Origin of the sequence: Streptomyces sp. NPDC050743, assembly GCF_044456925.1 — a bacterium.
Taxonomy (GTDB): Bacteria; Actinomycetota; Actinomycetes; order Streptomycetales; family Streptomycetaceae; genus Streptomyces.
Genome location: NZ_JBITGJ010000031.1, coordinates 76,395 through 96,907, shown reverse-complemented (window position 1 = coordinate 96,907; position 20,513 = coordinate 76,395). Strand labels below are relative to the sequence as shown.

The 20,513-nt window shown below is 72.3% G+C and carries 17 protein-coding genes and 2 pseudogenes; 7 read left to right on the top strand and 12 right to left on the bottom strand.

Annotation, left to right across the window (positions count from 1 at the left end; all coding sequences use genetic code 11):
* The first annotated feature begins 131 nt into the window (after window positions 1-131).
* A complete protein-coding gene (locus ACIBJF_RS27205; protein ID WP_399177516.1) occupies window positions 132-980 on the top strand; it encodes a lipocalin-like domain-containing protein in 849 nt (282 codons plus the stop codon).
* A 101-nt stretch (window positions 981-1,081) separates the two neighbouring features.
* Here ACIBJF_RS27205 and ACIBJF_RS27200 read toward each other — a convergent pair whose 3' ends face one another.
* From ACIBJF_RS27200 to ACIBJF_RS27185, 4 genes are all read right to left on the bottom strand, one after another.
* Complete coding sequence (locus tag ACIBJF_RS27200; RefSeq protein ID WP_399177514.1) at window positions 1,082-1,984, bottom strand: Gfo/Idh/MocA family protein; 903 nt, start codon at window positions 1,982-1,984, stop codon at window positions 1,082-1,084.
* Window positions 1,985-2,019: 35 nt separating this feature from the next.
* Entirely contained in the window at window positions 2,020-3,003 is a 984-nt protein-coding gene (gene tgmB, locus ACIBJF_RS27195; RefSeq protein ID WP_399177512.1) for an ATP-grasp ribosomal peptide maturase, read from the bottom strand.
* 16 nt (window positions 3,004-3,019) lie between these two features.
* Entirely contained in the window at window positions 3,020-3,211 is a 192-nt protein-coding gene (gene tgmA / locus ACIBJF_RS27190; protein ID WP_020938095.1) for a putative ATP-grasp-modified RiPP, read from the bottom strand.
* A 181-nt stretch (window positions 3,212-3,392) separates the two neighbouring features.
* Window positions 3,393-4,235, bottom strand: coding sequence for a fructosamine kinase family protein (locus ACIBJF_RS27185; protein WP_399177522.1), 843 nt, complete (start codon window positions 4,233-4,235; stop codon window positions 3,393-3,395).
* Between the two features lie 227 nt (window positions 4,236-4,462).
* On the opposite strand from ACIBJF_RS27185, the gene ACIBJF_RS27180 reads away from it, so the two are divergent.
* Window positions 4,463-5,416 carry a tRNA-dependent cyclodipeptide synthase gene (locus ACIBJF_RS27180; RefSeq protein WP_399177510.1) on the top strand — a complete coding sequence of 318 codons (954 nt, stop codon included), beginning with the start codon at window positions 4,463-4,465 and terminating at the stop codon, window positions 5,414-5,416.
* A gap of 301 nt (window positions 5,417-5,717) precedes the next feature.
* Here ACIBJF_RS27180 and ACIBJF_RS27175 read toward each other — a convergent pair whose 3' ends face one another.
* Window positions 5,718-6,596, bottom strand: coding sequence for a hypothetical protein (locus ACIBJF_RS27175; RefSeq protein WP_399177508.1), 879 nt, complete (start codon window positions 6,594-6,596; stop codon window positions 5,718-5,720).
* A 108-nt stretch (window positions 6,597-6,704) separates the two neighbouring features.
* Complete coding sequence (locus ACIBJF_RS27170; protein ID WP_399177506.1) at window positions 6,705-7,202, bottom strand: hypothetical protein; 498 nt, start codon at window positions 7,200-7,202, stop codon at window positions 6,705-6,707.
* A gap of 336 nt (window positions 7,203-7,538) precedes the next feature.
* On the opposite strand from ACIBJF_RS27170, the gene ACIBJF_RS27165 reads away from it, so the two are divergent.
* Together ACIBJF_RS27165 and ACIBJF_RS27160 are read left to right on the top strand one after the other, a co-directional pair.
* Window positions 7,539-8,225: a hypothetical protein gene (locus ACIBJF_RS27165; protein ID WP_399177504.1), complete on the top strand. Its 687-nt coding sequence runs from the start codon at window positions 7,539-7,541 to the stop codon at window positions 8,223-8,225.
* A 204-nt stretch (window positions 8,226-8,429) separates the two neighbouring features.
* Window positions 8,430-9,203, top strand: a complete 774-nt coding sequence (locus tag ACIBJF_RS27160; RefSeq protein ID WP_399177502.1) for a class F sortase — start codon at window positions 8,430-8,432, stop codon at window positions 9,201-9,203.
* 15 nt (window positions 9,204-9,218) lie between these two features.
* Here the strand turns inward: ACIBJF_RS27160 and ACIBJF_RS27155 are convergent, their stop codons facing one another.
* The 5 genes and pseudogenes from ACIBJF_RS27155 to ACIBJF_RS27135 form a co-directional block, all read right to left on the bottom strand.
* Complete coding sequence (locus tag ACIBJF_RS27155) at window positions 9,219-10,385, bottom strand: GDSL-type esterase/lipase family protein (RefSeq protein ID WP_399177500.1); 1,167 nt, start codon at window positions 10,383-10,385, stop codon at window positions 9,219-9,221.
* A gap of 25 nt (window positions 10,386-10,410) precedes the next feature.
* Window positions 10,411-10,980 carry a TetR/AcrR family transcriptional regulator gene (locus ACIBJF_RS27150; RefSeq protein WP_399177520.1) on the bottom strand — a complete coding sequence of 190 codons (570 nt, stop codon included), beginning with the start codon at window positions 10,978-10,980 and terminating at the stop codon, window positions 10,411-10,413.
* A gap of 76 nt (window positions 10,981-11,056) precedes the next feature.
* Window positions 11,057-12,046, bottom strand: a pseudogene (locus ACIBJF_RS27145) (LacI family DNA-binding transcriptional regulator).
* A gap of 20 nt (window positions 12,047-12,066) precedes the next feature.
* Entirely contained in the window at window positions 12,067-13,383 is a 1,317-nt protein-coding gene (locus tag ACIBJF_RS27140; protein ID WP_399177498.1) for a glycoside hydrolase family 27 protein, read from the bottom strand.
* Between the two features lie 12 nt (window positions 13,384-13,395).
* Complete coding sequence (locus tag ACIBJF_RS27135; protein ID WP_399177496.1) at window positions 13,396-14,928, bottom strand: alpha-N-arabinofuranosidase; 1,533 nt, start codon at window positions 14,926-14,928, stop codon at window positions 13,396-13,398.
* A gap of 150 nt (window positions 14,929-15,078) precedes the next feature.
* Between ACIBJF_RS27135 and proS the strand changes: the two genes are divergently transcribed.
* A complete protein-coding gene (gene proS / locus ACIBJF_RS27130; RefSeq protein WP_399177494.1) occupies window positions 15,079-16,491 on the top strand; it encodes a proline--tRNA ligase in 1,413 nt (470 codons plus the stop codon).
* 399 nt (window positions 16,492-16,890) lie between these two features.
* On the opposite strand, the pseudogene ACIBJF_RS27125 reads toward proS, so the two are convergent.
* A pseudogene (locus ACIBJF_RS27125) lies at window positions 16,891-17,037 on the bottom strand (winged helix-turn-helix transcriptional regulator); the annotation flags it as partial.
* Window positions 17,038-17,416: 379 nt separating this feature from the next.
* Between ACIBJF_RS27125 and ACIBJF_RS27120 the strand changes: the two are divergent.
* Together ACIBJF_RS27120 and ACIBJF_RS27115 are read left to right on the top strand one after the other, a co-directional pair.
* Window positions 17,417-18,370: a LysR family transcriptional regulator gene (locus tag ACIBJF_RS27120; protein ID WP_399177493.1), complete on the top strand. Its 954-nt coding sequence runs from the start codon at window positions 17,417-17,419 to the stop codon at window positions 18,368-18,370.
* 147 nt (window positions 18,371-18,517) lie between these two features.
* The gene (locus ACIBJF_RS27115; protein ID WP_399177492.1) at window positions 18,518-20,479 is read left to right on the top strand and encodes a collagenase; all 1,962 of its coding nucleotides are present in this window, start codon (window positions 18,518-18,520) and stop codon (window positions 20,477-20,479) included.
* The last annotated feature ends 34 nt before the right edge of the window (window positions 20,480-20,513 follow it).

The window sequence follows — 20,513 nt, the reverse complement described above, 5'->3', positions numbered from 1 at the left end:
CCCTGACGGCGATCCGGCTATCCCTGCCCTGCTCCGCAGGAGTCCGATTCCTCCCCGGCCTGAAGGCCGGGGCATCCTCGGAGGAACCCGGTGAAAAGGCCGTCAGCGGCCGCCCGATGACAGGAGACTGGATGACCATGTTACGACCGACACTGATCGACGCCGTCGACGGGCTCGCCGCGAACCCCGCCGTCGACGCGGACTCCTGGTGGCTCAGCGCCAGGCTGCACGACCACGAGAAGGTCTTCTGGGTGAAGATCCACGCGATGGAGATGAACGGCGCCTGTCTCAGCACGGTCGCGCTGCTCCGGGAACCGGACGGCCACACCTGCGGCAAGCACGCGATCGAGGTCGAGGACAGCGTGACGGTGTCCGCGGACTCGCTCGACGTGAAGACGTCGGTCCTGAGCCTGAGCGGGGACCTGGACGGGCTGGAGATGTCCGGTGCCTCCGACACCGCCTCGATTCGGCTCGGCCTTCGGCGGGAGGGCCGCCCCGTGCTCTACAACGGCGGCGCCGGTGTGTTCCCCTTCTTCGGCGGGACGACGGGGCAGTACGCGCTTCCCGGCCTGACCACGTCGGGAACGATCACCGTGGACGGGACCACACATCAAGTCGGCGGTCGCACCTGGTTCGACCGCCAGTGGGTCTCCGGCGCCACCGAGGTGCCGCGGTTCACCTGGCTCGGGCTCGATCTCGGCGCGGGCCGGTATCTGAGCGTCTGGGACGCGGGCAGAGACGGCACCTCCTGGCTCACCGAGCTCAAGCCCGACGGCTCCCATCTGATCACCCAGGCCCGGCGGACCGACCGGGACGGGCACTGGGCTCTGAGCGTTCCGAGCCTTGACGCGTCCCTCGACATCACCCATCGCGAGCTGTTCGCCACGCAGGGCGCCTACACGGGCGCATGCCAGGTGACGGGCACGCTCGCGGGAGAGGACATCGCCGGGCACGGATTCACGGACGTCATCGGCTACTGAGGGTCTCGGCTCGGGGTGAGCCGGAGCGGTACGGCCCACCCCGAGCGCCCACGCCGGAGGCCGACGGCGCGCGTCCGCCGGCCCCGGTCACCGGTCACCGGTCAGTCGGTCGGGCTCAGCTCCCTGCCCTCCGTCAGGCGGGCCTGCGCGGTCGCCAGGATCTCGGTGACGCGGAGGCCGAACGCGGCGTCGCAGGCATGGGGGCGGCCCGTGCGGACGGCCGTGAGCAGCGCGTCGGTGGCCCGGGAGAGCGCGGGGACCGCCCCTTCGGAGCTTCCCGGCATCAGCGTCACGCCCGCCTCGCCCCGCAGTTCCACATCGGCTCCGGCCGCCGCCGGCGGCGCCGTCAGGCTCAGCGTGAGGCTGCTCGACGCGCCGGTGGCATGGTCGAGGACCAGGTGCACGGTGTCCGCCGGACCGTGCGCCGCCGCCACGACCTGCCGTACGTCGCCGAGGACCGGCAGCAGCACCGACAGGGCGTGCGGACCGACGTCCCACAGCGCGCCCTTCTCCCGCCGCCACGGCGAGGCGGCGAACGGGCTGTCGGAGGTGAACACGGCCCCCAGCCACTGCGCGCGGGCCGTGAACCAGCCCGCCACGGCCGCCTGTTCCTCGATCCAGGCGTCCGGCTCCTTCTGGAAGCGCGCGGTGAAGAAGACCACCGAGGCCACCCCGGCCCGCTCGACCGCGGCCACCACGGCCCGCCCCTCGGCCACCGACACCGCGAGCGGCTTGTCCAGCAGCAGATGACGGCCCGCCCGGGCCGCACGCACCGCCAACTCGGCCTGCACGGACGGCGGCAGGGCCACGGCGACGGCGTCCACGTCGGCGAGCAGCGCGTCCGCGTCGTCGTACGCGGGGACGTCGTACTGTCCGGCCAGCGCCGTGGCGGCCTCCGGCCGGCGGCCCCACACCCCGGCGAACTCCACGCCGGGGTGCCCGGCGAGAGCGGGGGCGTACGCCGCCTGGGCCCACGGGCCCGTCCCCAGCAGTCCGATACGCATGTGGCGTTCCTTTCTCAGAGCCGATCCCCGCACCTTCAAGAGCCTGCGCTCCCCTCGCCCTGCGCACACCTGCCGCCCGGATCCCCGTCCGCGGCGAGCCACTTGGCGATCGCGGCGGCGATGGGCTGACCTGTGTCCATCTCGACGAAACCGAACTGACCCGACTGGTTGCACTCCAGGAACCACCAGATCCCGTCGGCGTCCTCGGCGAAGTCGAATGCGCCGTAGGCCAGTTCCGCGCCCCTCATGTACCGCCGTACGCCCTCGGCGACGCGCGGGGGCACGTCCGCCGGCAGCCAGGGGGAGACCGACGGGGCGAAGCGGACGTCCACGTCGTCCGGGTGGGCGTCCGGGTCGGCGGGCTTGCGCGCGGCCAGCAGCGTGTCGCCGACGACGGTGAGCCGGATGTCGGCCCGTTTGGCGATCCGCCGCTGCAGCAGCGTCGGACCGAAGGCCACCGCGGAGAAGTCGGTGTCGGGTGCGACCCTGCTGGTCGGCACCGCGCGCGGCGGCTCCTGTGGATGCGCGCCGGACACCGGCTTGACCACCAGATCCGGGAAGCGCTCCGCGAACTCCCGGGCCGCCTGCGGGAAGGTGGTGATCAGCGTGGCCGGCACGGCGAGGCCGCTGCTCTGGGCGAGATGCAGCTGCCAGGGCTTGTGGCGGGCGCGGCGGGCCGCGTCCGGATGGTTCATCCAGCGCGCGTCGATCGTGCGCAGCATGCCGTACAACGCCTGCGACGACTCCTCCGTCAGCCAGGCGGACGGCTGGGCGGCGCGGGCGGCGGCGTCGCCGGGCCTGCGCACCCAGACGGAGCGCAGGCCGCTCATGCTCACCAGGCGCCCGCCGACGGACAGATGCCCACGGCAGGCGCCCCGCACGTACTCGCCCGACAGCGCCACCCCGTTGGTCAGATCGGCGGGATCGAGCCGGACGACGGGCACACCGGCCTCGCCCAGCCGGAGGACCACCATGTCCGCCGTCACGTCCTCGTCACTGGTCAGGATGAGCACGGTCATGTTCCAAGGCCCGCGCTCAGTCGTCGAAGTGCGTCTTGGAACCCGCCGTCGAGGTCGTGGTCCCCAGAGCTCTCAGGGTCGCGTGGTCGGTGGCGGCGATCCGCCCGTCCGGGAGGACGTTCAACTGCAGTCCGGAGTCATACGCATACGGAGTGGTGACGTCCAACTGCACAGCGGGGCGCGCGTAGTTGAGCGTGAACGGTTGCATGGTCTCTCCCTGATTCGGCTTTCACGTCCTTATACGAATCGAACGGGTGATTGGTTTCCTCACGTTGAGTAACCACAGGTCGGAGGGGATGCCCGGCGGGCACCGCAGGACGGTGTGCCTGCATGGCCGATGACGCCGGAGAAGCCCCGGACGTTGCGCTTCCGCCGGGGAAAGGAAGCGCTCACCTCGCGAGCGACAGCGCCCTCCGGGCCACCGTCAGAGCCTGATCGGCGTACCCCCGGCCGAACAGCACGGCGTGGACCAGCAGCGGGAACAGCTGATGCACGCCCACGCGGTCGCGCCGGCCGGGTGCGAGCGGCGCCGTCTCCTCGTACCCGGCGAGCACCCGGTCGAGATGAGGGCAGCCGAAGAGCTCGAGCATCGCCAGGTCCGTTTCCCGGTGGCCGCCGTGCGCGGCCGGGTCGATGAGCCGGACCTCGCCGTCGGCGCCCCACAGCACGTTCCCGTTCCACAGGTCGCCGTGCAGCCGCGCGGGCGGCTCGGCCGGTCCCGCCAGATCCGGCAGGCGCGCGCAGAGGCGCTCGAACACGGCCGCCTCGCCCGGGCGGAGCGAGCCACGGTCGACCGCGCCGCGCACATACGGCAGCACGCGGTGCTCGGTGTACCAGCCGGGCCAGTCGCCGCCCGGCACGTTGCGCATGGGGGCGAGGCCGATGAACGCGTTCTCGGGGCCGCCGGGCGGCGCGGCTCCGAAATCCGAAGCACCCGCGGCGTGCAGGGCGGCCAGGGCCTGGCCGAAACGATGCGCCGCCTCCGGGTCGGGCCGCCCGGTCGGCACCCGCTCCGTCACCATCCAGCGTTCGTCGTGGCCGAGCACCGCCGGCACCCGGACCGCCTTAGCCGCGGCCAGCCAGCACAGCCCCGCCACCTCCGCACGTACGGCCCCTGGGGCGTCACCCCGTTTGACCATCACCGACGTGCCGCCGTCCAGCGTCACCTCGGCCGGCGACCCGGAAACCGCCCGTGCGCCGGTGACCGGGCGTCCGGTGAGCCGGGACGCCACCTGTCCCGGATCCTCGCGATCCTCGTCTCGGTCGGTCACGCCCCCAGCGTATGTCCCGCAACGGGGGCCGGTGGGGGCCGACTTCGACCATTGCTACGACTGTTTTCAGTCAAACCCAGGCGGTAACTACCCGTGCTGAATCCGTACCGCTAGCGTGAGGGCGCCGCGTCGCCACACCAGGGGCACAGGGCCCCGACCGGGACTAGCGCGCGGCGGAGGATTTCCCCTTGACCACAGCATCCGTGCTGATGGCCGACGTCTTCGAAGTCCAGCCGTACACCTCCCACTGCGAAGTCATCCTGGGCGAGGGCGCGCACGCCGTGATCGGTGTGTCCCCGGGCAACAGCTATTTCTCCGCCCGCCGCCTGCACGAACTCGCCCGCTGGGGACTGGACCACTTCGACAGGGTCGACTTCGTCTACACCGATCTGTACGTCGCCGAGATGTACGAGGCGTCCGGCTATCCACCGGACGAGGCCCGGCGCAAGGCGGTGGAGAACAACTCGCCGTGCCCGGTCACCGGCGCACGGATCAACTGGGACCGGGACATCGCCCGGATGACGGCCCTGCTCGACGACCCGGCGACGCACGGTCTGATGGGCGAACTCGCCGCGCTGCGCGACGACCCCGACTACGCCCACCTCACCGACGAGATGCTGGCCACCGTCGGCGTCACCATGTTCGGCGCGGGCGTCATCTCCACGTCCGGCTTCCTGTCGATGGCCCTGGTCTACCTGCTCACCCACCCCATCGCCCGTGACCTCCTGCCCGACCGTCCGGACCTGATCGGTCCCGGCGTGGAGGAGTTGCTGCGGGTCAACCTGTCCATCGGCGACGCCCTGCCCCGCCTCGCCCTGGAGGACGTCCGGCTGGGCGATGTCCACATACGCCGGGGCGAACTCGTCCTGGTGCTGGTGGAGGGAGCCAACCTCGACCCGGAGAAGTTCCCCGACCCGCACCGCTTCGACGTCCACCGCGACAACACCGCCGACCACCTCTCCTTCGGCGGTGGCGCCCACTACTGTCCCGCGACCGCGCTCGGCCGTGCCCACGCCCGGATCGCCCTGGAGGTCCTCCTCGACCGCCTCCCGGACCTCGCGCTCGCCGTACCCGCCGGCCAACTGGTTTGGCGCACAGGCTTCATGAAGCGGATCCCCGAGCGGCTACCGGTGACCTGGTAATCCCCGCCTGCGACCGCCCGTCCGGCACCTCCCGCCCCGACAGTCCGGGCGGGGCGCCGATGGGTCCACCGGAGGGTGGGATGCCCGACGGGCTGGGCGGCGTGCGGTCGTCGGCAGGTGGGATTGCGCGCCTGGTCGTCGTACGACCCCGAAGACAATCCATGACGCGCCGGCCTGCCCGCGGTCGCCGCTCTGCCGGGGTCGCGCGCTGGGCCGTCCCGGCGAACTCGGCCCGAGGCCGGGCGGCGGGCGATCGGTGTGCGCCCGGCGGCGGTTCCCGGCGGGCGCGCCCGGAGTTGCGTCAGTGACCGGCCGGGTGCGTGCCCCGGGTCAGACCCACCGGATTGCCCGGCGGCAGGAGACCCGAGGTCTCGACCATGTGGGCCAGCGGGTCCAGCAGGTCGGCCAGGCGCGTCGTGCGGTCGGCGCCGAGGGCGGTCCAGGGTCGTTCGGCCGCCGCGTCCGTCAGTGCCTCCACCTCCGCGCGCACGGACGCGCCGGCCGGAGCGAGGGAACCGTCCTCTTCGAGCAGGCCCTGCTCCCGCAGGCGTGCCCCGGCCGCATCCCAGTCCGCCTGCTCCCACTTGCGCGTCTCCCGCAGGAACGCCCCGTCGGATTCGCCGGCGGCCGCCTTGAGCACCATGGCCTCGACCGGTCCCAGCCCCTGACCCACCAGCACCGCGACATGCGCGTCACCCCGGTGCTCCCGCAGGGTCGTCAGGCCCTGCCACAGCCGCGCGGTGGGTCGGTCCGGACGCTCCAGCGCCTGGTTGGCGGCGGCCAGCACCCGCCCCGCGGTGTCCGCCGCCGCGGCGGCCTCCCAGGCGAGGTCGGCGGCCTCGGCGAATTCGGCCGAGCCGACGGTGTCCGGTCCGAACAGGCCGGTCATCGCCGCGTCCAGGGCGTCCTGACGGGCGGCCAGCACCTCGGCGGGAGTCGCGTACGTCCAGGCGTCCGGCAGGGCCCGGGTCACGCGGGAGGAGTGGAAGACGTAGAAGCAGCTCGTCACGACGGACGGCGGGACCGCGCCGAGCGGTGCGGCGCGCAGCGCGAAGTAGCCCATCCAGAATCCGCGCATCCCGAGCGCGTCCGCAGCCCGGTGCACCTCCGGTGCGAAGTACACGAGATCGTGAACCGGTTCGTACCGCTCCCACAGGACCCGCGCCATCGCGTCCGCCACCGCTTCCTCCCACCACGTCGACCTGTCGTGCCGTCGGCACCAGACTGCGTTATGACGACGGTCATAACAAGAGGGGGCGTGAACTCCCGAGCCCGGACCGGCCGGATCTCACCCGCGCAGCGACCGGACGCGGCCGATGGCGTTGCCGATCAGTTCGGTGAACCACACGGCCCGGTCGGGCCCGAGCGCGATCCCGGCCGGGCCGCTGCCGGCCGTGGGGACCGGGAACTCGGTGAGGCGGCCGGAGGAGTTGATGCGGCCGATCCTGTTCGCGCGTGTTTCGGTGAACCACAGGGCGCGGTCGGGCCCCTGGGTGATCGCGGTGGGGCCGGTGTCCGGACCCGAGGTGGGGAAGTCGGTCACAGTGCCGTCGAGCGCGATCCGCCCGATCCGGCCGGCGGCGTTCTCCGTGAACCACAGGGCCCGGTCAGGCCCGGAGGTGAGCCCGGAGGGGATGCTGTCGGCGGCGGTGGTGACCGGATACTCCGTCACGGCGCCGCCCTCGGCGCGGGCCGGCGCGGCGACGGCGGTGACGCCGATCAGCGCGCCCAGCACCGCCGCGCACAGCCGAAGGGTTCGCGATCCGGGTTGGACGGTCTCGGGCACGGGGCCCCTTCTCGGCGGGCGGGCCGGCGGCTCGGGCCGCAGCGGTGCTGCCGGAATTGATGGAGTGTCGGATTCAGGCCAGGAGTGCCCACACGGCAACGTCGCTCGGGGGCCCGGCCGCCGACCCCGGGCGAGGTCGGTGCGACACGCCGGGAGATTCGCCCGGACGGCGGGGCACGAAGGCGTGATCGCTGGGACAGACGGGTGGCGCGGTGACTCGGCTGGGTGGCTCGAATGGTGTCAGCCTGCGCACGCGCTGACGGTGGTTCATGTCGAGGACCGGTCTACCCAGCTGATGACGGATCCGCTGCCCGGCCACGACGGAAGGACATCGCTATGCGTTCTGCCCGCATGATTCTGGCCACAGCGGCCGCTACCGCCGCACTGGCCTTCGGCGCGCCCGGCGCCGCCTTCGCCGTTCCGGCGGGCGACGACGGGGGCCGAGACGACTCCTCCTACAACCAGGGACACGACTGGGGCTCCGACGAGGACCACGGTCGCGACCACGACGATGATCAAGGGGACGACCACGGCGGGGACCGTGGACACGACGAGCCGCGCGGTGGAATCCACACGGGTGGCGGAGCGCTGGCCCTGGTGCGAGGTGACGACCGGGGCGATGACGACGACCACGGGAACGATGAGGACCACGGTCGCGGTGACGACGACGGGTGGGACGGCGACCAGGGCGGGGGCGACCACGACGAGGGCCGCGGGCACCACGGGCCGCGTGGCGGTGTCCACACCGGTGGCGGTGCGCTCGCCACGGTGCGCGGTGACGACTGGGGCCCCGGCGGCGACGGCGGCGGGTACGGCGGTCGTGACGGCGGCTGGGACGGCGGTGGTGACGGCGGCGGGTACGGCGGTCGTGGCGACCAGGACAGGCCGCACGGTGGCATGCACACCGGCGGCGGCGCGCTCGCGACTCCGGGTGTCACTGCGGGCGGCCTGGCCGTGCTGGCAGTGGGCGCAGGCGGCATGTACCTGCTGCGCCGCAAGAAGGCCGGTCAGCCGGCGTCCTGACCTGACGATTCCCCCAAGAGGCTGCGGCCGCCGCCGGCGCGCCCATCGCGTCGGCGGCCCGCACCTGCGAGCTTTCCCCCATGTCTGTGCGCACACCGTCCCCTCGTGCAGGCGCCCCCGTACGTCCCTCCCCGCGCGCCCGAAGACGTTCCGGCGCCCCTGTCCAGATCCCCGTGCTGCCGTGCCCGAGTGAGGTGGTGTCCGATGGCAGCAGATCCCTCCTCCCCGACCTCCGCGAAACCGCAGGAAGGAGGACGCAGTTCCGGCCGTGGCGGGCGGCTGACGCTGTTGGGCGTGGCGATCGTCCTCCTGAGCGTCAGCGTGTTCGGCGGCAACCACACCTCGGACGACTCGCCGCCGGCGTCCCGTACCGCGGGTGCGGGCGGGGGCGCGAGTGTCGCCTCCCCGGCCGATCCACAGCAGGTCGATCCGCAGCAGGTCGATCCGCAGCAGGCCGATCCGCAGCAGTTCGCCCCGGAGCAGGGCGCCCCCCGGCACGCCGAACCGCAGCAGCCCGGCACGGGGCTGCCCAGGTCCAAACCGACCCGTCTGCGCATTCCGAAGATCGCCGTGGACGCCCCCTTCACCACCCTGACCCTCGGCGCCTCGGGGCAGCTCAACCCGCCACCGGCGGGCGACACCAACCTCGTCGGCTGGTACGCCGGGGGCGCCTCGCCCGGTGAGAAGGGCACCGCGATCATCGCCGGGCACGTCGACACGAAGATCTCCGCGGCCGTCTTCGCCCGTCTGGGCGAGCTGAAGCCCGGCGACCACTTCACCGTGGAGCGCGCCGACGGACGCGACGCCGAATTCGTCGTGGACGACCAGGAGACCTTCGCCAAGGACGACTTCCCCAGCAAGCGGGTCTACGCCGACGCCCGGCGCCCCGAGGTGCGGCTGATCACCTGCGCGGGGGAGTACGACCACGCCGCGAAGGACTACAAGGACAACCTCGTGATCTTCGCCCACCTGGTGTGAGCCGGCCCGTACGGATCAGGCGACGCCGTCCGCGAAGGGGCCGCCCGGCCCGAACGCCAGCGCCGCGAACCGCTCGCCGATCCGGCGGTGCGCGGCGGCGTCCGGGTGGAGGCCGTCGGGCAGCGGCAGTTCGCCGAAGTCGGCCTCGCCGTACAGCTCACGGCCGTCGAGGTAGTGCAGTCGCGGGTCCTCCGCGGCCCGCTCGCGCACGATCCGGGCCAGTTCCTCCCGGACGACTCCCAGGGTGAGTTTTCCGCTTGCCTTCTCCGCCGGGTCGCCGGCGGCCCGGAACCGCAGGCGCCCCTCGCTCAGACCGGCGAAGTCCGGGAGGCTGGGGCCCGGCGTGTCCTCGTGGATGGGGCACAGGATCGGCGAGACGACGAGCAGCGGCGTGTCGGGGTGCCCGTCGCGGATGGTGTCGAGGAAGCCGTGGACGGCGGGACCGAACGCGCGCAGCCGCATCAGATCCGCGTTGACCACGTTGATGCCGAGCTTGACGCTGATCAGGTCGGCCGGCGTGTCGCGCAGTGCGCGCGCGGTGAACGGGTCGAGCAGGGCGCTGCCGCCCAGCCCGAGATTGATCAGCTCCGCCCCGCCGAGGGACGCGGCGAGCGCCGGCCAGGTGCTGGTCGGGCTCGCGGCGTCCGAGCCGTGGCTGATGGAACTGCCGTGGTGCAGCCACACCGTGCGGCCCTGGTGCGGTACGGCTGCCACGGGCGCGTCGGTGCGCAGGGCGACGAGTTCGGTCGTCTCGTTGTGCGGCAGCCAGATCTCCACGACCTTGGCGGTGTCGGGCAGCCCGGAGAAGCGGACGGTCCCGACCGGGCCCGGCCGGTGCTCGGCCGTACCGGCGATCATGTCGATGGTGAGCGTGTTGCCGCCGGCGACCCGGCCGCTGCCGGCCGGACGTCCGTCGACGAGCAGGTCGTACACGCCGTCCGGGCGCGGCGGTGCGCCGACGTAGACCCGCTTGGTGGGCAGGGTGTCCAGCTCGACGGCGGTCGCGCGGGTGCGGAAGACCAGCCGTACACCGGAGGGCTGAGACTCCGCCATGGCGAGCTGGGGGTCGGCGCACTGCGCGCGGGCGCGGGCCGGCAGCCGGTGCGGCAGCAGGCCCTGGGCGGTGCGTTCCAGATCGAGGGCGCCGCGCACGAGTTCGGGGGTGAGCGGGGTGGTGTGCATGGTGTCGGCCTGCGTTTCCGGGGGGTCAGGGGGTGGGCCAGTTGCGCAGCAGGGAATCGAGGGCGTCGAGGATGCGTGTCCAGGACTCCTGCGAGTCGGGGGCGCTGTGGCTGAATCCGCCGGCCGTCTCCAGGCTGACGTAGCCGTGGAAGACGCTGCCGAGAAGCCGGACCGCATGGGTCTGGTCGGGCTCGGCGAGGTCGTAGCCGCGCAGGATCGCCCGCGTCAGCTGCGCGTGCCGGGGTCCGGCGCTCGCGGCGGCCGTCTCGGGGTCCAGCGGGTGCCGGGCCGCCGCGTAGCGGCCGGGGTGCCGGTGGGCGTAGTCGCGGTAGACATCGGCGAAGGCGGCGAGGGCGTCCTTGCCGGACCGGCCGGCGAGCGCGTCGGCGGCGCGGTCGGCCAGTTCCTCCAGGGCGAGCAGCGCGATCCGGGTCTTCAGGTCCTGGGAGTTCTTCAGGTGCGAGTACAGGCTCGCGACCTTGACGTCGAACCGCCGGGCCAGCGCCGACACGGTCACGTGGTCGAAGCCGACCTCGTCGGCGAGTTCCGCGCCCGCACGGACCAGGCGCTCGGTGGTCAAGCCCGCGCGCACCATGATGTCTCCCTCCTCTGCCATAAGCGATTATGGGGCTTCCTAAAAGCTTTAGGCAAATGCAGGCGTGGTTAAGGGATCAGTCGCCCGTGGACTCACGGATCACCAGGGAGAAGGGCCCGACGAACTCCTCGTTCTGCGGCGGCGGCCCGGCACGGTCCAGTCGTGCCACGAGCAGGGCGACGGCCCGCGCCGCCATCAGGTCGTGGTCCGGGTCCACCGTGGACAGCGACGGGACGAGGAACGCGCTCTCGTCGACGTTGTCGAAACCGATCACCTTGACCTGCTCCGGCACCCGCACCCCCGCATCGGCGAGCCCGCGCAGCACGCCCATCGCCACGGTGTCCGTCACACAGAACACGCCGTCGAAGTCCAGCCCGCCCGCCACCATCGCCTGCGCCTGCCGTGCCCCCGCCTCCATGGTGAGCGCGGGCACGCTCCGCACCAGCTCCGGATCCTCGGGCAGACCGGCGGCGGCCAGCGCCTGCCGGTAGCCGGTGTGCCGCTATCTCGACACGTCGACCTCGTCCCGCAGCGGCCCGCACACCAGGGCCACCCGCCGGCAGCCCCGCTCGACCAGGTGCCGGGTGGCCGCCGCCGACGCCTCGACGTTGGGCATGGCGACATGGTCCACCGGCCCGCCGAAGATCCGCTCGCCGAGGATCACCACCGGGTGGTCCACCTCGAGCGCCCCGACGTCGGCGGGGCCCATGCCGACGGTGCTGAGGATCAGTCCGTCGTAGAGCCGGTTGCGGGACTGGGACAGCGCCGCCAGCTCGTTCTCCCGGCGGGCCCCGGTCTGTTCGATGCTCACCCGCAGCCCGTGCCGGCCCGCCGCGGCGATGATGGCCTCGGCCAGCCGGCCGTAGTACGGGCGGTTCACCTCGGGCACCGCGAGGCCGATGGTGCCGGTGCGGCCCTTGCGGAGGTTGCGGGCCGCCACATTGACCCGGTAGTCGAGCCGGGCCATCGCCGCCAGGACGCGCTCGTGGGTGGCGGGACGGACGTTGGGGTGGTTGTTGATGACGTTGGAGACGGTCATCGCCGACACGTCGGCCGCCTTCGCCACGTCCTGGATCGTCGCCACGCTCACTCCTGCCCGGTGTCCTGCGAGGAAGGACGCACCCCGTCCTCCGCGAGACGATAGAGCGCGGCCCCATGGGCGGGCAGGTCGACCGCCAGGCACCGGCCGTCGTGCGCCACGCCGGTACGGGTCCACAGCTCCCGGACGCGATCGGCCGGGCGGGCCCCGATCGAGCCGAGCGGCACCTCGTAGCGGCGGGGCCCGTCGGCCAGGGAGAACACGGCCGCGTAACGGGTACGGCCGTCGGTGTCACGGGCGGCCCACAGCACCAGGTCGTCCTCGCGCAGCACCTCGCGGTTGCCGGTGCCGTGCATGAGCACGGCCAACGCCTCGTCGTTGGTGAGGAGTTCGACGGTCTCCGGCGGGCTGCTCGGCAGGTCACCGCCCATCATCAGCGGGGAACGGGAGATCAGCCACAGGGTGAGCAGGCTGATCTGTTCGGGCCGGGTGAGCCGGGACAGCCGGTCCTCGCCGTGTTCGGCGCGGATGCCGATGCGGCCGAGCGGCAGCATGTCCGCGTCCGCCCAGCCGCCCCGGCCCTGCCAGGGGGCCCATCGCGCCATCCGGGCGAACTGGGCCTCGACGTCCTCCCATCGGTCCCACAGGTCGTCGCAGACCCGCCACATCGTGGCGTGCTCCCGCAGATGCTCCAGCCGGGCGAGGGAGACGTCGGTGCCGGGGGACAGGCTCAGCTCGATCGGCCGGCCGCTGCGCTCGATCGCCCGTGCGTAGGCGGCGATCTCCCGCTCGTGGTACGGGAAGAGCATGTCGTCGGCCTTGACGAAGTCCACGCCCCACGCCGCGAATTGGGCGACCTGGGAGTCGTAGTAGGCCTGGGCGCCCGGGCGGTCGTGGTCCAGGCCGAAGTTGTCGGAGTTCCAGGGGCAGACCGAGCCGGTGTCGGCGATCTCGTCGGCCGTGAACTCCGTGCCGGCGACGGGCAGTCGGGCGGCCACGGCCCGGCGTGGTATGCCCCGCATGATGTGCAGTCCGAAACGCAGCCCGAGGTCGTGCACCCGCCGGGCCAGCGGGGCGAATCCGGCCCCGCCGGCGGCGGAGGGGAACCGGTTCGGCGCGGGGGGCTGGCGGCCGTACGCGTCCAGGACCAGGGGCGCGTCCGCGTTGTAGCCGTGGGCACGGGCCGTGGGCTCGTACCACTGGATGTCCACCACCACCGTGTCCCAGCCGTGCGGGAGCAGGTGGTCCCGCAGGTACGCCGCGTTGGCGAGGACCTCCTGCTCGGTGACGGTCGTGCCGTAGCAGTCCCAGCTGTTCCAGCCCATCGGGGGACGCAGTCGCCGGTCCGGGAGGGGTCGGTCCACGGTCGCCTCCGCTCAGCTCGCCACGGTCATGGGTGCCCGGACGGTCACGAAGGAGTGCGGCGGCAGGCTCAGCGCCAGTCCCCGGTCCGTGACCCGGACACCGTCGCCGTCGAAGGCGCGCGGCGCTACCGCCTCCGGTGTTTGCGGGGTGTTGTGCGCCTGGAGCTTGTCTGCGGTGAGGATCCGCGCCCGTGCCTCCCCGATCCGGCCGCCGCGCAGGTCCAGGGTCGCCTCGGCGGGCTCCTCGGCGTCCAGGTTGCTCAGCGAGACCAGGAGGGCGCCGTCCTTGACGCTGGCCGAGACGGACACCGTCTCCAGCTCGGCCTCCCCGACCCGGCTCCGCGCGCCGTCCGCGCGCAGATGGACGGGGAGCGAAGTGGCGTCCTGGTGCCCCTTGTTCATCTCGAAGACGTGGTACGTCGGGGTCCGCACCAGCGCGTCCCCTTCGGTGAGCAGCATGGCCTGCAGGACGTTGACGGTCTGCGCGATGTTGGCCATCACCAGGCGGGCGGCGTGCCGGTGGAAGACGTCGAAGTGGGTGCTCGCGACGAGCGCGTCACGCAAGGTGTTCTGCTGGAACAGGAAACCGGGGTTCGTGCCCGGCTCGACGTCCCACCAGGTGCCCCACTCGTCCAGCACCAGGCCGACGGTGCGCCGGGGGTCGTAGCAGTCCATGACGGTGGAGTGACCGGTGAGGACGCGGTCGATGCGCCCGGCCGAGACCATCGTGCGGTAGTAGTCGTCGGTGTCGAAGACCGTGGCGCTGCCCTTGGCCTCCCAGGGGCCGGCCAGCGTGTAGTAGTGGACGGACAGGGCCTGGTAGTAGGTGCGCGGAGCGGCCTCGCAGCCGAAGCAGTTGATCTGCCGCATCAGCGTCTCGGTCCACTGGTAGTCCTCGTCGGAGGCGCCTGAGGCGATCCGGTACAGCTTGTTGTCGCCGTGGTCGCGGCAGTACGTCGCGTACTGGCGGGCGAGGTCCGCGAAGTACTCGGCGCGCATGTTGCCGCCACAGCCCCAGGTCTCGTTGCCGATGCCCCAGAACCGCACCCGCCACGGCTCCTCGCGCCCGTTCGCCTTGCGCAGCCGCACCATCGGGCCGTCGCCGTCGCGGGTGAGGTACTCGACCCACTCGCTCATCTCCCGGACGGTGCCGCTGCCCACGTTGCCGCTGATGTAGGGCTCCGCGCCGAGCAGTTCGCACAGCGCCATGAACTCATGGGTGCCGAAGTGATTGTTCTCCTCCACGCCGCCCCAGTGGGTGTTGACCATCCGGGGGCGCTCCTCGCGCGGCCCGATGCCGTCCTTCCAGTGGTACTCGTCGGCGAAACGGCCGCCCGGCCAGCGCAGGTTGGGGATGCGCAGGGCGCGCAGCGCCTCGACGACGTCCAGGCGGACACCGCCCGCGTTCGGGATCGGGGAGTCCTCGCCGACCCAGAACCCGCCGTAGACGCAGCGCCCCAGATGCTCGGCGAAGTGCCCGTACAGGTGACGGCTGATCCTCGGACCCTCGATGTCGAGGTTGATGATCGCGGTGGCGGTGGGCACGGACGTACTCCGATCCGAGATCGTTCGCATCGTTTGTATCGATAAAAATTCGCATCGGGACCAGGGAGCGTCAAAGGGGCGGCGCCCCGGCGCCGGCGCGGTCCGAAATTGACTCGCAGACGGCGGGAGCCGGGACCTACTCTCCACGGCATGGCAAAGGCACCCGTTCTCACACCCCGGGCGGACGACTTCCCGCGCTGGTACCAGGACCTGATCACCAAGGCGGAGCTGGCCGACAACGGCCCGGTGCGCGGCACCATGGTCATCCGACCGTACGGGTACGGCCTGTGGGAGCGGATGCAGCAGGAGATGGACGCCCGGATCAAGGCGACCGGCACCCAGAACGCCTACTTCCCGCTGCTCATCCCTCAGTCGTATCTGACGAGGGAGGCCGAGCACGTCGAGGGCTTCGCGCCCGAGCTCGCGGTCGTCACCCATGCGGGCGGCAAGGAGCTGGAGGAGCCCGTCGTGGTCCGCCCCACCTCCGAGACGATCGTCAACGAGTACTTCGCCAAGTGGGTGCAGAGCTACCGCGATCTGCCCCTGCTGATCAACCAGTGGGCGAACGTGGTGCGTTGGGAGCTGCGCCCGCGCCTGTTCCTACGCACGACCGAGTTCCTGTGGCAGGAGGGCCACACCGCGCACGCCACGTACGAGGAGGCGCGCGCCTTCGCGGCACGCGTCCAGAGCGAGGTCTACGGCACGTTCCTGCGCGACGTCCTCGCCATGGACTTCGTCTCCGGACGCAAGACGGCCAGGGAACGGTTCGCCGGAGCGATCAACACCCTCACCCTCGAGAGCATGATGGGCGACGGCAAGGCCCTCCAGATGGTCACCAGCCACGAGCTGGGCCAGAACTTCGCCAAGCCCTTCCGCACACAGTTCGTGACGCAGGACGGCCGGCAGGAGTACGTCTGGCAGACCTCCTGGGGTTCCACCACCCGCATGATCGGCGCGCTGGTGATGACGCACGGCGACGACGACGGGCTGCGTGTCCCGCCCCGTCTGGCGCCGGTCCAGGCGGTGGTCCTCGCCGTCAAGGGCGACGAGGAGGTGCCGGCCCGCGTCCGCGCGATCGGCGAGCGCCTGAGGGACGCGGGCGTACGCGTCCACGTCGACGACCGTACGGACCTGCCGTTCGGCCGGCGCGCCGTCGACTGGGAGCTGAAGGGCGTGCCCGTGCGGATCGAGGTGGGGCCCCGTGATGTGGAGCACGGCACCGCCGTGCTGGTCCGCCGGATCCCGGGCACCAAGGAATCGGTCGCGACCGAGGCACTGGCCGCGCTCCTGCCCGGGGCGCTGGAGGACGACCAGGCGCTGCTGCTGGAGCAGTCCCGCCGGCGCCGAGAGGACCGCACGGTCGAGGTGACCTCCGTCGAGGAGGCCGCGGAGGCCGCCGCCACCGGCTGGGCCTGCATCCCCTGGGCCACGCTGGGCCCGGAGGGCGAGGCGCGGCTCGCCGAACGGGGCGTGTCGGTGCGGTGCCTGCTCGCAGCGGACGGTTCGGCGCCGGACAGCGAGGACCAGCCGGGGAACGTGGCGGTGGTGGCGCGGGCTTACTGAGTGGAGCGGGCACCCTCGGACGACTGCGGGGTGCTCGTCCGCTGGCCGGACGGCCTGGTCCGTCCGTACCGGGCGCCTGGCCGTCGGATGTGGCCGGTGGTGCGCCGGGCGTCGTCGACTGCGGTAGCTGCTCGGCGATCGAGGTGACCGGTCGGCCGGCGTCGGGCAGCGGGTCGCGGGCGGCGAAGGCGTCGAAGACGAGCCTGCCGCCGGGGGTGGTGGTGTCGGCGACCGTGCTGAGACCCAGGCCGACGGTGCCTGGCGTCGGCCGACGACCGTGGCGCTGGCGCATACCCACTTTTTTGTGCGTACTCGGCAGTCGCCACCCGGCCGGGAGAGGCTGTTTCACGAGGTCAGGGGGCAGGACGCAACGCGAGAGGAGGGGGCGGTGGTGGTGCGTCAGGACGCCGTTCCGTGTTCGCGGAGTCGTTCCAGGCGGCGGTGTCCCCGGTCGGACACGGGGCCGAGGGCGTCGGACAGGGCGCGGCCGAAACCGGTCAGCGTGTACACGGTCTTCGGCGGCAGCACGTCGTACACCTCCCGATAGCGGGTCTGGGCGGGCGTGGACGGATGCCCCGCCACACCGGACGAGTCGAGCAGGGGACCATCGGCGCGTCCGCACGGCTGTGGCTCGGGCTCGACGACGTGCTCGGCTGCCGCCGAACCCCACCGCGGCGTGACCGTGCGGCCCGGACGGGCCCGGCGGGTCGCGGAGTTGCCCGGACGTCACGCGAGGGACGGCCCGGCTCTCGAACCCGACGCCCCTCAGGTCGGCGGACCTGCGACTTGTGCCCGGCGCGGCACAGTGCGACGCTTCCGTCCGCCGGTCGCGACCACGGCCGGCGGTGGCCGTGAGCACCGGTTTCACCGGGAGAGGCGGACGATCTCCCGGGGCCGGCCGGGGACGGAATCGGGGAGTGGAGCGATGGAGCTGGAGCTGCGGCACCTGCGGGTGCTGTGCGCGATCGCCGACGCCGGCAGTGTGGGTCGCGCCGCGGCACAGCTCGGGTACTCGCAGCCCGCCGTGAGCACCCAGCTGCGGCGCATCGAGCGTCACCTCGGCGAGCCGCTCTTCGAGCGCGGCACGAGCGGGGTGCGGCCCACCCGCTACGGCGCCGAGGTCGTCGCCCAGGCCCGTGACGTGCTGACCCGCGCCGATGCCATCGGTCACCGCCCGGCAGCCGCGCGGGCCCGCCGTACCCTGCGCGTGGCGGCGACCAACTCGCCCATGCTGTCCGGCACGGTCTCCCGTGTCCGCACCCGGCTGCCGGAGGTGTCCCTCGCCGTCACCAGCGTCTACGCCTCCTCGCGGATCGTGGAACTGCTGGAGGAGGGTGCGGTGGACGCGGCCATCGCCGCCGACTATCCGGGCATGGAGCTGCGCCACTCGGGCGCGGTGCGGCACCGGGGGATCGTCACCGAGCCGACGTTCGTGGCTCTGCCCTCCCGGCACCGGCTTCGGCAGTGCGCCCAGGTCCAGCTCGCCGACCTGGCCGAGGACGCGTGGTTCGTGACTCCGGACGACGGCGCCGGCTGGCCGGGGGTGTTCTACGACGCCTGTGCGGCGGCCGGGTTCGCACCGGTCGCCGTGCACGAGTTCCTCGGCGACCAGACCCAGCTGCAGAGCATGATCGCCGACGGCCTGGGCGTGTCGCTCGTTCAGCCGACGCTGCGGCCGATCCCGCATGTCGTGGTCAGGCCGTTGGTCGGTTCGCCGCTGTGGTGCCGTTACGTGCTGGCCTGGCGGCCCGACACCGTCACCGAGGATGTCGTGGAGGCGCTGTCCCAGTCCGCGACCGCCGCCTACCGCGACCTCGTCGCCCAGGCCCCCCATCTGCGGGCCTGGGCCTCGCGCACCTGGAGCGCCACCGGGGCGTAGCGCAGGTCAACGGCACACCGCGATGTTATGTGCAGGCAGTGTCATGTGCTATGTCACACGGCATTGTTGGGGCGGGTTGCCCGCTGAGACAGTGCCTCACACGCCTCAACACCCCACAGAGGCACATCCCTTCGCGGAGGAATCCAGATGCGCTATCGCCTCGCGCTGCCCAGACGCGTGCCCGGCCGCAGCCGCCCGCGTACCGCCGCACGCCTGGCCGGCGCCGCGGTCGTCTGTGTCACCGTGGCGGGCCTGCTGTCCGCCCCGGCGGTGGCGGCACCGCAGGAGCCGCACGACCAGGCCGTCACCGCGCCCCGGCAGCACGCGTCCAAGCCGTCGCCGACCGGTGCGACCACTCCCGTCACCGAGCATCCCGCGAGCCAGGCCCGGCGGCTCAGCGCGGCCCAACTCCCGCCGCTGCAACCCCTGTCGGCGCATCCGGCCCGAAGGGCGGCCATGGTGGCCTCCTGCACCCCGGCCGACTTCGGCAGCCGTAGCGGCTCCGCCCTCGTGTCGTTCGTGAAGGCCTCGTCCACGGACTGCGTCAACTCCCTCTTCCCGGTGACCGGCAAGGACGCGCACGACGTCTTCCGGCAGGCCCAGATGCTCAGCGTGGCGGCCGCGTACACCCGTACGGCCAAGCTGTACCGCGGCGACGACTCCGGCGGCCTGGAGCAGCTGGTCCTCTTCCTGCGGGCCGGTTACTACGTGCAGTTCAACCACCCGGGGGACGTGGGTCCGTACACCGCCCGCCTCACCGCGGCCGTCACGGCCGGTCTGGACGCCTTCTTCACCCGGTCGCACTCGCGTGATGTCACGGCGGTCAACGGCGACATCCTCGGCGAGACCGTCATCCTCACCGACAGCGCCGACCAGCAGGGCCGCTATCTCCCGGTCTACCGGCGGCTGCTGAACGACTACGACAGCGCCTACGACTCCGTGGACAGCATGGTCAGGGCCGTCAACGACGTCTACACACCGCTGTGGCGCGGCAACTGGAACCCCGACTACGTCAAGGCGGTCGAGGCCGACACGCGCATCATCGACACCCTGGACGACTTCGCGCTCGCCAACACCGACCTGCTCGGCACCGACCGGGCGTTCCTGGACTCCAACGCCGGGATGAACCTGGCCCGTTACGTCGAGCACCCCGAACTACGGGACGCTGTCCGCCTGTTGACCAAGGACCTGCTGGCCGAGACCGCGATGACCGGCCCCACGGCCGGGCTCTGGGTGGCCGTGGCCACGCAGGCGAACGCCTACGACGGCGCCAACTGCGCCTACTACGACGTCTGCGACCTGCCCGCCAAGCTGACCAAGGCCGTCCTGCCGGTGAGCCGCCAGTGCGACGCGGACGTCGGCATCCTCGCCCAGTCGCTGACCGCCGCCGACCTCGACGCGGCCTGCGCGAGCGTGCTTGGCCAGAGCGCCTACTTCCGCGGCGTGGTGAAGGCCGGCGCGGCGATACCCGGCCAGTACGCGTCCACCATCCGGCTCGTCGTCTTCGCGAGCCACGCCGACTACCAGACCTACGCCGGCCCGATCTACGGCATCAGCACCGACAACGGCGGCATGACCCTGGACGGCGATCCGTCCGACCCGGCCAACCGCGTCACGTCGATCATGTACCAGAAGAACTACGACGACGGTTTCCCGGCCCGGATCTGGAACCTCAACCACGAGTACACGCACTTCCTCGACGGCCGCGACGACATGAAGGGCGCCTTCGACCAGCAGATCTCCGTGCCGGACATCTGGTGGATCGAGGGCGTGGCCGAGTACGTCTCCTACACCTACCGCGGCCTCGCCGACGACCAGGCGATCCAGGAGGCCGCCAAGCACACGTACAGGCTGAGCACCCTGTTCCAGAGCACCTACGACAACAGCGACGTGGTCCGCACCTACCCGTGGGGCTACCTCGCCGTGCGCTACATGACCGAGCACCACCCCGACGACGTCCAGCGCATGCTCGCCCGCTTCCGCGTCGGTGACTACGCCGGCGGATACGCCGTCTACCACGACGGCATCGGCACCCGCTACGACGCCGACTTCGACCAGTGGCTCACCGCGTGTGCCGCGGGCGCCTGCGCCAGGCCGGTGCACGACTGACCGCGCGCGCCTCAGCACGACGGCCGCCGCCCGG